Origin of the sequence: Nitratireductor sp. XY-223 (genome assembly GCF_004959855.1) — a bacterium.
In the GTDB taxonomy this organism is placed as follows: domain Bacteria; phylum Pseudomonadota; class Alphaproteobacteria; order Rhizobiales; family Rhizobiaceae; genus Hoeflea_A.
The window spans coordinates 357186-368701 of record NZ_SPNT01000004.1 but is presented as its reverse complement, the minus strand read 5'-3'; the positions used below and the strand labels follow the sequence as shown (position 1 = coordinate 368701).

Annotated in this window: 10 protein-coding genes; 1 reads left to right on the top strand and 9 read right to left on the bottom strand. The window is 62.3% G+C overall.

What is annotated here, in order from left to right; translation table 11 throughout:
• Positions 1–35: 35 nt before the first annotated feature.
• From E4M07_RS16910 to E4M07_RS16870, 9 genes are all read right to left on the bottom strand, one after another.
• Positions 36–1994 carry a beta-galactosidase gene (locus E4M07_RS16910; RefSeq protein WP_136659546.1) on the bottom strand — a complete coding sequence of 653 codons (1959 nt, stop codon included), beginning with the start codon at positions 1992–1994 and terminating at the stop codon, positions 36–38.
• A gap of 7 nt (positions 1995–2001) precedes the next feature.
• The gene (locus tag E4M07_RS16905; protein WP_246660481.1) at positions 2002–2889 is read right to left on the bottom strand and encodes an SMP-30/gluconolactonase/LRE family protein; all 888 of its coding nucleotides are present in this window, start codon (positions 2887–2889) and stop codon (positions 2002–2004) included.
• Between the two features lies 1 nt (position 2890).
• On the bottom strand, positions 2891–3526 hold the full coding sequence (locus E4M07_RS16900; RefSeq protein ID WP_136659544.1) for a 2-dehydro-3-deoxy-6-phosphogalactonate aldolase: 636 nt from the start codon (positions 3524–3526) through the stop codon (positions 2891–2893).
• Positions 3523–4470 (bottom strand): 2-dehydro-3-deoxygalactonokinase, encoded by a 948-nt coding sequence (locus tag E4M07_RS16895; RefSeq protein ID WP_136659543.1) that lies wholly within the window; start codon positions 4468–4470, stop codon positions 3523–3525. Before E4M07_RS16895 ends, E4M07_RS16900 begins: the two co-directional genes overlap by 4 nt.
• Before the next feature lie 4 nt (positions 4471–4474).
• Entirely contained in the window at positions 4475–5245 is a 771-nt protein-coding gene (locus E4M07_RS16890; protein WP_136659542.1) for an SDR family oxidoreductase, read from the bottom strand.
• Between the two features lie 49 nt (positions 5246–5294).
• Entirely contained in the window at positions 5295–7379 is a 2085-nt protein-coding gene (locus E4M07_RS16885; RefSeq protein ID WP_136659541.1) for an alpha-galactosidase, read from the bottom strand.
• 28 nt (positions 7380–7407) lie between these two features.
• Positions 7408–8256 carry a carbohydrate ABC transporter permease gene (locus E4M07_RS16880; protein ID WP_136659540.1) on the bottom strand — a complete coding sequence of 283 codons (849 nt, stop codon included), beginning with the start codon at positions 8254–8256 and terminating at the stop codon, positions 7408–7410.
• Between the two features lies 1 nt (position 8257).
• Positions 8258–9187, bottom strand: coding sequence for a sugar ABC transporter permease (locus E4M07_RS16875; RefSeq protein WP_136659539.1), 930 nt, complete (start codon positions 9185–9187; stop codon positions 8258–8260).
• Between the two features lie 127 nt (positions 9188–9314).
• Positions 9315–10571 carry an ABC transporter substrate-binding protein gene (locus E4M07_RS16870; protein WP_136659538.1) on the bottom strand — a complete coding sequence of 419 codons (1257 nt, stop codon included), beginning with the start codon at positions 10569–10571 and terminating at the stop codon, positions 9315–9317.
• Between the two features lie 131 nt (positions 10572–10702).
• Here E4M07_RS16870 and E4M07_RS16865 point away from each other — a divergent pair, with 131 nt between their 5' ends.
• On the top strand, positions 10703–11512 hold the full coding sequence (locus tag E4M07_RS16865) for an IclR family transcriptional regulator (protein WP_136659537.1): 810 nt from the start codon (positions 10703–10705) through the stop codon (positions 11510–11512).
• Positions 11513–11516: the final 4 nt, after the last annotated feature.

The following is an 11516-nucleotide window of genomic DNA, read 5'->3' as shown; positions in this document are numbered from 1 at the left end:
GAAACAACAGCCGCGGTGCGGCGAATGGGATGCAATCAGTTGCGCACCGCAGATACGCCCGAGGGCGGAAGCGCGTTGCCGCCGATCACGACAGGCCCGGCGATGCCGAGTGCGCCGAGATCCGCGTCCGTTTCGCCATAGTTGAACACGAAGGTCAGGTCGCCGTGGCGTCGCAGCCGGACGCCTTCCGGCAGGTCCACGGTCGAAAGCCCCGCAGCGGAGGCCAGCCGTGCCACCACCGCATCGAGCAACGGATCGTCCGGCCAGCCGCCCAGATAATGGAGCGTTCCCTGCCGCACCAGAACGGGCCACCCGTCCTCGCTGAACATCTCGGTCTGGCACGATCCGCTTGTCACCAGGAACTCACGCCAGAACTTGATGGTTCCGTTTTCCCCGGCAATTTCGACCGGGCAGTCCGGCCGCAGGCTCTCGACGCGGCTGACCACGACATCCGCAAGGTCCTTGGGCAGATCCGGCGGCAGGGTGTCCGGAATGCAGAAATCGGCCGTTTTCGAACCGGTTCGCGGCCCGATCAGCGCAACGCCCTTGAAAGTGCGCAGCGCCGAGACGAGCGCGGCGTTCCAGGTAAACAGCCCCGGGATCATCACCAGCCCGTACGCGGACAGATCGCCGGTGTCCGCGGGAATGATATCGACGGACAGGCCCTTGCGCCGCAGCGCCCGGTAGTGATCGAAGACCAGCCGGAAGTATTCGAACTCCCGGCCTTGCGGCTGCACCTCCCAGGCCCAGGCCGAAGGGTAGTCGAAGACGATCGCGGCGTCTGCCGCCGCGACTTTTGCGCTGCCGATCTTCGACAGGTCCTCGACCGCGCTTTCAGCCTCGAAATATCCCTCTGCCTCCACACCGTCCGGGCGCAACAGTCCCGAATGCATCTGCTCCTGCGCAAAGGGTGCCTGCTTCCAGCGGAAATAGCTGACGACCTCCGCGCCATGGGCGACGGCCTCTAGGGTCCACAGCCGCACCATGCCGTCACGCGGGGCAGGGTTGTGGTCGGCCCAGTTCACCGGGCCTGGCTGCTGCTCCATCACCCACCAGCGTCCCGCCGACGTTGCTCGGTAAAGATCGTGATGAAAGGCCTGGAAGTCCGGGTCGCCGGCGCGGGCAAAGCGCCGCCGCCAGTCATCACCGGCATCCGAGCGGTCCTCGAGGAAGCCGAGCGGGTAGGAATCCCAGCTCGAGACATCCAGGTCCGCTCCGAGCGCGAAATGGTCGAATGTGAGTGTCCGTCCCATGAAATTGTGGATGATGTCACGGCCCGGTGAGAGTTGGCGCAGCAGGTCGGCCTGCAGGCGGTTGAATTCGACGACCTGGTCGGACGAGAAGCGGTAGAAATCCATCCGGTGCGCCGGATTGATTTCCGCCGGTGCCAGCCCCGGCAGGTCGATTGAGAAAAAGCCCGAATATTCCTTTGACCAGAAGACATTGCCCCACGCAGCGTTGAGCCGCTCGATGGAGCCGTATTTGTCCTTCAGCCACTGGCGGAAGGCCGTCAGGGACGCCTCGGACCAGGACCGCGCGGTGTCGTGGCAGCCATATTCGTTGTCCACCTGCCAGCCGGCGACGGCGGGATGCTCGCCGAAACGCTCGCCGAGCGCCTTGACGATGCGCAGGCATTCGTTCCGGTAGCCTGGATGGGAGAAGCAGTAATGGCGGCGGGAACCGAAGCCCAGTATCTTGCCCTCCCGGTCGACCGGCAGCAGGTCGGGCATTTCGTCGACAAGCCATTTCGGCGGTGTCGCCGACGGCGTTCCCAGGATCACCTTGAGACCGGCATCGTGTAGCACCTCGATGGCGCGTTCCAGCCACTCCAGGCGCAGGTCGCCGCGCTCGGGCTCAAGGCGCGACCAGGCAAATTCTCCGATGCGGACATAGGCGATGCCGAGGGCCGCCATGCGTCGCGCGTCTTCGCGCCAGTGCGTTTCCGGCCAGTGCTCCGGATAGTAACACACGCCGATTTCAGGTTTGTTTTTCATGGTGGTGTTAAACTGCGACTCTTGGCTCCAACCTGCCGTTTACGCGGCGGTCGAGCAAAAAACTCATACCCGCATGGGGTTGTTCGATAAGGCGTTTCTCGCTGATGCCCTCAGCGGCCGATGTTAGGATCATACGCGATGCGTCCTTGCCGACAAAGGCCGGGCATGTGATCTGGGTCGCCGGCAGGCCGATGGTCTCCACGACCGATCCGGATGCGTCATAGGCCTGAACGCATGACCCGTCCCACCGCGCGATCCACATTAGCCCGTCCGCGTCGATGACTGCGCCGTCGGCCCAGCCCGGGTGATCGGGGGTGCGGACGATGAATTCTTCCGGGGTCCCGGTTGGCAGGCCGTTTTGCGGATCGAGCGCCACCCGCATGACCTTTCCGGTGGGCGTGTCGGTAAAATATCCGACCGAACCGTCGGCCGAGAAGCACATGGCGTTCGTGACGGTGATGTCGGTATAGAGGCGTTTCAGCTCGCCGCGAAAATAGTGATAGATCGATCCGGCTTTCTCGGCGCCGGTCTTGCTCATCGTGCCGATCCAGAACGCGCCGCAGGGATGCACACGGCTGTCGTTCGAACGGGTTGTCGGATTGTCGGATTCGATACCGATGACCTCGGTCAGCGAACCGTCCGCAAGCGCCCGTTCGTAGAGCCCGTGTTCCGTGGCCACAAGCTGCCGCCCGGGTTCGATCACCGCGAGGGCGCTGCACAGGAACGGCAGGTCGTGGACCGTCGAGCGATCGTCGTCGAGCCGGCGCTCCAGGAGCTTCCTGCCGGTGATGTCGAACCACCACAGCGTGTCGGTCTCGGGGTCGTAGGTCGGCCCCTCGCCGAGCAGGCAATTCGTGCTGTCCAGTATGGTGCAGTCGAATCCGTTCAGATCCACTTCAGCCTCCGAAAACGGCGTCATAGGCCGCAACCGATATGCGGGCGCGTTCCGCGACTTCATCCACATTCATGCCCGGTTTGTAAAGGCTCGACCCGAGGCCGAACGTGCGCACGCCGACCTTCTTGTAGGCTTCGAAGGAGTCATGCGAAACGCCGCCGACGGCGCCGATCTCAATATCGTTCGGCAGCACGGCACGGATCGCCGATATGCCGGAGGGTCCAAGAACGTTTGCCGGAAAGAACTTCAGCCCCGAGGCGCCGGCGGCGACGGCGCTGAGTGCCTCGGTCGGCGTGAAAACGCCCGGCATGGTCACCATCTCGCAGTCGGCCGCGGCGGCGATGATCTCGGGATCGACATTGGGGCTGACCATGAGGCGCCCGCCGGCTTCGGCAAGGCGCTCGACATCGGCGAGCGTCAGCACCGTTCCGGCGCCGATCAGGCAATCCGGCGGCGCATTGTCGACCGCGACGCGAATCGACTCGAACGGGTCAGGCGAGTTCAGGGGGATTTCGATGGCCTCGAAACCGGCTTCGACCAGCGCGCCGATGGTGGCGGCTGTCTCGTGCGTTTGCAGGCCGCGCAGGATGGCGACCAGCGAGCGCCGCATCGATGGCCAGGGGATATGCTCTCTCATGCCTTTATCTGTCCGTAATCCGCTTGCGTGTTCATGGTCGGCCAAAAGTGCCGCGCACCGGTGTAGAGTCCTTTTAGCACGGCTTCGTCCGCGTCAATGTCTTCAATCTCCAGACCGAGCGACGCGAAAGCGGCTCCGTAGAGGCCGGCGAGCTTTCCCGACGCTATGAGATGGACCGGTCCGTCGGCATCGCCATTCGCGAGCGCGGCGCCGATCTCGGAACCGATAAGCAGCCCCGACAGTCGTTCATAGCTGCTTGTCACCTCGCGCCCGTGCAGCAACTGGCCGCCGCGAATGGAAAACAACAGGCGCGACAGGTCGGCGGGGTTGGCATGGGCATCGGCGACCGCTTCCAGGAAATCGCTGCTTCCCGGATCGCAGTGATCCGCGTCGCCGACGGCATGGCGCAAAATGGACCGGCGCGCCACAAGGCCGAAAAGTTCTCCGGTCATGTAGGTGGAAAAATCGGTCACCGACCGTTTGCCGACCGTTACCCATTTCGAGTGTGTTCCGGGCATGCAGGCAAGCCCCGACGTGCGTGTTCCGGAGAAGGCGCCCAGGAGCTGCGTCTCTTCCCCGCGCATGACGTCCGGCCGCTTTGTGTCGCGCCGTGCCAGTCCCGGCAGGATACGGATGTCGCGGCTTGGTCCGTCCACGTGGACGGCCCGGGCAACCACCTCCGACAGAAGCGCCGGGACAGTCAGGTAGCGGGCCTCCTGCCAGCCCTGGCGCGATCCGGCCATGCCGCAGATCACCACCGGCAGGGAAGCCGGCGCTTTCAGCACCTGCAGATGCGATTCCAGAACCGTTTCGAATCCGGTTTCCGCTGCCACCGTCATGCCCTCATGGCTGCGCCGTTCCGCCAGGACGCTGCCGCCTTCCGACAGTAGCCAGATGCGAAAACTCGTGGTGCCCCAATCAATGGCTGCGCAAAAAAGCTGCAATTTCCTATCCCGTGAATACGACGCCGCCGTCGACGACCAGAGCCTGGCTGGTGATCATTCTCGATGCCGATGAAGCGAGGAAAAGTGTCGGCTCGACGATGTCGAGCGGTGCAATCTCCTCTTTCAGGCACTGTCGGTCAATATGCGCCGCCAGGGTCTCGTCGGTTACCCACAGGTCCTTCTGGCGGTCCGTCAGAACCCAGCCGGGCATCACCGCATTGACGCGGATATTGTCCTTGCCGAGTTCGCGCGCTAGTCCCCGGGTCAGGCCGGTGATCGCCGATTTCGAGGCGACATAGGCCGGATAGCCCTCATTGCCCATCATGTATGATATCGACGAGAAATTGATGATCGAGCCGTGTCCGGCTGCGCGCATGTCCTTGGCGGTTTCCTGGGCGGTGAAGAAATGCGGCCGCAGGTTGATGTTGATCGCCCTGTCCCAGTCCTCGACCGAGAACTCGTGAAGGCTGTGGCGGTTGTCCGAGGCGGCATTGTTGACCAGCACCGTAATCGGGCCGTTGGCGGCGCGCGCCTCGCCGATCGTCGCCATCAGGGCTTCGATATCGGTGATGTCGCAGGCCATGAATTTCGGCCTGTTGCCGTATTCGGCGTCAAGCCGATCGCACAGTTCCGTCGCGTCGGATCGCTGCACGAATGCAACCTTCGCCCCCTGGGCGACGAAGCCCTCCGTCAGCCACGCGCCGATGCCCGATCCGCCGCCGGTAATGAACACGGACTGGTCCTTCAGATCGTTGAATTGCGCATTCAGTTTCATTTCCAACTTACTCCAATATGATTCCGGCGCCGGCCGAAACGATACGCACTCACCGCCGCAGCCCCTCGATGACCCACATCGTCTCGGGGAAGCTCCACGGCAGCGTCAATCCGTGGTTCATCAGGTAGGTGCCGCTCAGGTCTACGGATTCCGATTTCAGTGTCTGTGTTCCGCGCGACAGGCTGCCGGCGCTGTCGCGGTTGATCAGGGTGACGCGGTAGCGCGCCTGCGGGTCCAGCCGGGTCAGGCGCAGCGGTCTGGGCGCGATCTGGCTGCTGGTCGCGGCCTTGCCGGCAAACACCACGAACCGGGCGTGGTCCGCCGCCAGCTGCTGTTCTGCGACCACGGCCGGGTCGGGGCTTTCGAGCCGCAATATGTCGGCATCCATCATCCAGCCGCGGTTTTCCTTCCACCAGCCGATGACGGTTTCGAGCGTGCCCGCCTCATCATCGGTCAGCTCGCGCGGGTCCATCTCGATGCCCATGTGCCGCTGCGCGGCGACCCATGCGCGGAAGGACATGTCCAGGATGCGGCCCGACGTGTGGCACTTTCGCGGACCGACATGACTGCCGGTCACCGCGGCGGGCAGGAACAGCGCCGCATTGTGCTGCATCTTCAGCCGCTCGAGGGCATCGTTGCTGTCGCTGAGCCAGATCCGGTGGGTGCGCTTCAAAATGCCGAAATCGATGCGGCCGCCGCCCGAGGCGCAGCTTTCGATTTCCACATGCGGAAACTCGGCCCGCAACCGGTCCATCAGGGCGTAGGAACCGCGCGTCTGGTCTGCATCGGGCATCGGCAGGACACGGTTGTGATCCCATTTGATGTATTCGATGGCGTGGTCGCGCAGCACCGACGCTATGCGGTCGAACAGGAAATCCTGGACTTCGGCAAGCGCCATGTTGAGCGCCTTCTGATTGCGGCCGAGGATCTGGTCCTCGCCGCCGAGCGCCCAGTCGGGATGCGCCCGGTGTATGTCGGAATCCGGGTTGATCATTTCCGGCTCGAACCACAGGCCGAAAGTCATGCCGAGGCCGTGGACGTGGTCGATCAGCGGGTTCAGCCCGTCCGGGTATTTGCGCGGGTCCACCTCCCAGTCGGAGAGCGCCCGGGTGTCGTCGTCGCGTCGCCCGAACCATCCGTCGTCGAGCACGAAGCGTTCAGCGCCCAGTGCCGCGGCGCGGCTCGCGATCTCCTTGAGCGTCGGCAGGTTGTGGTCGAAATAGACCGCTTCCCAGCAATTGAAATGCACCGGCCGCGGCCGCGCGACATCCGGCATGTGCACGATTTCGTCGCGCAGGTGCCGCTGGAAGGCCACGGCGCAGCCGTTCAGCCCGTCATCGGAGAATGTGATGTAGAGCGGCGCCGTCTGGAACCGGGTCTGCGGGGCGACCTCCATGCGTTCGGCGTGACCGAACTGGATCTGCCGCCGGCCGTCCGGCAACTCCTCGGCGATCATCTTGTGCCCGCCCGACCAGCCGTAGTGGAAGGCATAGGCGTGGCCCTGGGTGTTCGTCGCACCCCGGCAGGGAATGATCAGTCCCGGAAAATGCTCGTGACCGGTTCGCCCCGTCCGGTTCTCGCGAAACCGCATGCCCGGCGACCAGGCGGTCCGGTTGAGCTGGAATTCGCCGCACCAGCGCCCGGCGAAGTCGATCATCTCGTCGGACAGTTGCGGCGCGGGGATCACCGGCGCCGACATCCAGTGCAGGTGGACGGGCTGGTCGGCCTCGAGTGACGCCTGCGCCTCGATCACATGGGTGCGCGTGTTGATCGCGAAACGGGCGGTATAGGTGAGGCCGTTGTTTTCATCGGTGTAGACGAGGCTGAGCTTCCCGCGTTCCTCGTTGGCTTTGACAAGGCAGAACTTCGTCAGGAGCTGGGTGCCATCGCGGGCGCGCACGATCAGTCCGGGCTGGCCCGGAAAAGTGCGCGTCGCTTCGGGAGATACGGAAAGCTCGGGGTTGAGATCGAGCATGCCACCGGTGACGTCGATGGCATGGACTGTAAAAAGGGTATTCAGATCTTCATCGTCCGGAAGTCTCGGCCCCCAGTAGATCACCTCGGCGAGGTGATCCCTGTGGGAGCCGAGAACCAGAGTCTGACGCCTGTCATCCAGCCGCCAGCATTGGATCATGGCCGCCTTCCTGTGCTCAGGCATGGCATCATTTGACTGCTCCGAGTGTAAGACCGGCGATAAAGTGTTTCTGCATCAGGAAGAACATCGCAACCGGCGGCAGCGCTGCCACGATGGCACCGGCGCTCATCAGGTGATAGGCGGCACGGAATTGCGCGTTGAAGGATGTGATGCCCGCCGTGACCGGCTGCGATTCAACGCCCTGCGTCAGAACGATCGCCCAGAAATAGTCGTTCCAGATGAAGGTGAAGATCAGCACGCTCAGCGCGGCGATCGCCGGCTTCATCAGGGGCAGCACGATATAGACGAAGATCCGCCATTCGGCGATTCCCTCGACCCGCGCCGCTTCGATGAGCGCATAGGGCAGTCCCTTGATGAAATTGCGCATGAACAGCGTGCAGAAGCCGGTCTGGAACGCGATGTGGAAGAGCACCAGGCCGGTCTTCGTGTTGTACAGCCCCATATCGACGGTCAGGTCGCGCACCGGAACCATCAGGATCTGGAAGGGCACGAAATTGCCGGCGACAAACAGGAAAAAGATCCACAGGTTCAGCTTGAACTTGTAGATGCCGAGCGCAAACCCGGCCATGCAGGCGAGCGCCACGGCCCCGATCGCCGTCGGCACCGTGATCAACAGCGAGTTGAGCAGGTAGCGCGGCATGTCAGACTGGAAGAACACCTTGCCGTAGTTCTCGAACCCACCGAAGGTCGAGGGCAGGGACCAGTACTGGCCCGCCGAAAAGTCGCCTTCCGGCTTGACCGAGAATATGCCGACAGCAATCAGCGGCAGCAGCCACATGATGAGCGCGAGCGGCAGGAAGGACTGGTAGGTGATCTGCCAGCGGCGCGGCGTCTTTTGAATGGGAGTCGGAAACATCTCAGCGCCCCCTTTCGTCTTTGTACATCGAGTAGAGGAAGTACGAGATGAAGAACAGCATGATGATGAACAGCACCACCGCGATGGCGGCGCCATAACCCATGCGGAACCCGTATTCGGAAAGGGCGACCTCGAACATGTAGAAGCTCAGGACCCGGCTTTCGCCGAACGGTCCGCCATTGGTCATCACCGAAATCAGGTCGAAGGACCGCAACGCGCCGATGATGGTCACGACGAACGCGATGAAGGTCGCCGGCTTGAGCTGCGGGACAACGACATACCAGAGCATCTTCCAGCCCTTGGCGCCGTCGAGCCGCGCCGCTTCGATCTGTTCGGGATCAACGGCATTGAGACCGGTCAGGTACAGGATCATGCAGTAGGCGGTCTGCGGCCACAGGCCCGCGGCAATGATGCCGTAGGTCACGTAGGTCGGATCGCCGAGAACGTTGATGGGTCCCAGTCCCACCCAGCCGATGATCGTGTTGAACAGGCCGAAGGTCGGGTCGTAGAACCAGGTGAACACCAGGCCGACGACGACCTGGCTGATGACGAACGGGAAGAAAAACAGCGACTTGTAGAGCCTGATGCCGAAAACGGTCTGGTTCAGGAACAGCGCGATGAACAACCCGGCCGGGATCGCCAGAAGGTAGAGGATCAGCCAGATCACATTGTTCTTCAGCGACGTGTAGAATGCCGGGTCGTCCCACAGTTCCACATAGTTCTCGGTGCCGATATATTCGCGCGGACCGAGCCCGTCCCAGCTGAACAGCGAGATCTCGAAGCTCTGGAAGATGGGAATGATGACGTAGACGAGAAAAAACAGGATGGCCGGGGCCATGAACAGCCACGGCGTGACGCTGATCTCGTTGCGTTTGTACCAGGATCTGTTTTCCGGTGCGTATTCGGATCTGGCTAGGCTGGCAGTCGACATCGCGAACCTCGTTTCTTAAATCCGCTCGCGGCTCTCTGGTGGCCGGCTGATGAAAAGGTCAGCTTGCGGGCGGTCGGACGGTCCGAAAGAAGGTCGGGGCGAGCCGTCAGGCCCGCCCCGAATTCACTCAGTTTTTGTAGATACGCTCGCGCGCTTTCTCCAGGCGCTGCAGGATCTGGTCCACATTGTCCGGACGGACCATGAATTCCTGGAAGCCCTCCATGCCGACCTTGGCCATTTCAGCCGGTGCGTCACGGTCGAAGAACTGGGCAAGGGCATGCGCCTTGTTCAGCATTTCGAAGCCGGCCTTTGCGAACTTGTCGTCCGTGTTGACGCTGGACTTGTTGTTGACCGGCAGCTGTCCGAGGCTCGCATTCATCGACGTCTGCACTTCCGGGGAAGCGACGAACTTCAGGAATGCACGGGCGGCTTCCTTGTTCGCTGCGCCCGACGGGATGTGCAGCGTATCGGTCGGCGCTTCTTCCGACATCGGAATGCCCTCGGTGATCAGCGGGAATTGGTAGAAGTCCAACTGGTCGTCGGTGAGACCCGCATCCTTGATCGGATCGACGGCGAAGTTGCCCATGAGGTAGGCCGTTGCCTGGCCGTCGACGAGGAACGGAATGGCTTCCTGCCAGCTGTAGGCCGTGTGGTCGTCGATGAAGGCGCCCATGTCGATCAGCTCGCGCCAGTTGGCCATGGTCTTTTTCACGCGGTCGTCGGTCCAGCTTTCCTGGCCGGCCGTCAGGGCAATGTGGAACTCATAGCCGTTGGTGCGCAAGTTCAGATAGTCGAACCAGCCGGCCGCGGTCCAAAGGAACTTGGTGCCGATCGTGTAGCACTTGCGTCCGGAATCGACGATCTTCTGGCAATTGGCCTTTTCTTCCTCCCAGTTGGTCGGAACGCTCAGGCCGAGCTCGTCGAAGATGTCTTTGCGGTAGTAAACGCCCCACTGATAGTAGGAGTAGGGGACGCCCCATTGCTTGCCGTCAATGGTCATCGCCGCCTTGGTCGATGCCAGTTCTTCGGCCAATTCGCCGGTCCACAGGTCCGAAACGTCGTCGAACAGGCCTGTCGATACGTATGGCAGCATACGGTTGCCGGCGTACCAGGTGGCCACATCCGGCGGATTGGCGGTGAGGAAGTTCCTGATCTGCGTCTTGTAGGCTTCACGGTCGATGATCGTCGTCTCGATCTTCAGGTTAGGATGCATTTCATCAAACTGGGCGATGACGCCTTCGAAGGTCGCGCGAGGTGCCGGGTTGGACGTATCGAGGAAAATTTTCATCTCCCCGCTGAGTTGGTGGCCATCGGCAAATGCCCCGGTTGCCAGCGCGGCACTGGTCACGAGCGCCATGGCCGACGCCTTCAAAATGGAACGCATGGTATCCTCCCTTTGAGTTCCGAATAATGAAACTATAATTTACATATTGAAATTGGAACACGATTGACCTACGCTTGTCAAGAATATCCTCGCCGGTAAATTGCGTCGGCGGAGGACGGGGAGGAACCAAATTGGACACCGTACGCAAGTCGAGCGGGACTGTGGGCAAGGCACTGAGCGTGCTTGACCTCGTAGCGTCTTTTGAGCGCCCGGTGCGGTTCAACGACGTGCTCGAAGTTTCCCCGTATCCCAAGGCGACGCTTTACCGAATCCTGCAGAACCTGGTGACGGAGGGCGTTCTGGCTTTCGACCGGGAATGGCAGACCTATGCGCTCGGCGTCCGCCTGGTTCGCCTGGCGCATTCGGCCTGGACGCAATCGTCCCTGGCGCCGGTCGCAAGGCCGCATCTGACGGCGCTGAGCCAGGCCACCGGCGAGACCATTCATCTTGCCCAGCTCGACGGGCCGCATGTCCTTTACCTCGACAAGCGGGACGCCAAACGCCGCGTCAACATGTTCTCCGAGGCCGGCAAGGTCGGCCCCGCCTATTGCACCGGTGTCGGAAAGGCGATGCTGGCGCACTTGTCGGCGGATGAACTGGACCGCATTCTGCCGCAGCAGTCCTATCATCGGTATACGCCGTCGACGATCTGCTCCCAGCAGGAACTGACCGTAGAGCTGCAGCAGATCAGGCAGGACGGGTTTGCCCTCGACCGCGAGGACCACGAGCCCGGCATCATTTGCGTGGCGGTTCCTGTCCTGTCCAGGTCCAGCCAGTTGATGGGCGCAATATCCATTACGAGCACGTCTGCAAGGACGTCTCTCAACAAGCTGAAAAAGTTCGTCCCGGATTTGCAGCACGCGGCTTCGCAGGTCGCCGCGGCTGCCGAATACTGGCGCTTCCCCGACAACCAGGGAACGCCCGAAAAGATGGAGATCTAAGGTA

Excerpts from the sequence above, each read along its gene's own strand:
- E4M07_RS16910 (WP_136659546.1), bottom strand. The coding sequence starts at position 1,994 with ATGAAAAACAAACCTGAAATCGGCGTGTGTTACTATCCGGAGCACTGG.
- E4M07_RS16900 (WP_136659544.1), bottom strand. The coding sequence starts at position 3,526 with ATGAGAGAGCATATCCCCTGGCCATCGATGCGGCGCTCGCTGGTCGCC.
- E4M07_RS16890 (WP_136659542.1), bottom strand. The coding sequence starts at position 5,245 with ATGAAACTGAATGCGCAATTCAACGATCTGAAGGACCAGTCCGTGTTC.
- E4M07_RS16885 (WP_136659541.1), bottom strand. The coding sequence starts at position 7,379 with ATGATCCAATGCTGGCGGCTGGATGACAGGCGTCAGACTCTGGTTCTC.
- E4M07_RS16880 (WP_136659540.1), bottom strand. The coding sequence starts at position 8,256 with ATGTTTCCGACTCCCATTCAAAAGACGCCGCGCCGCTGGCAGATCACC.
- E4M07_RS16875 (WP_136659539.1), bottom strand. The coding sequence starts at position 9,187 with ATGTCGACTGCCAGCCTAGCCAGATCCGAATACGCACCGGAAAACAGA.
- E4M07_RS16870 (WP_136659538.1), bottom strand. The coding sequence starts at position 10,571 with ATGCGTTCCATTTTGAAGGCGTCGGCCATGGCGCTCGTGACCAGTGCC.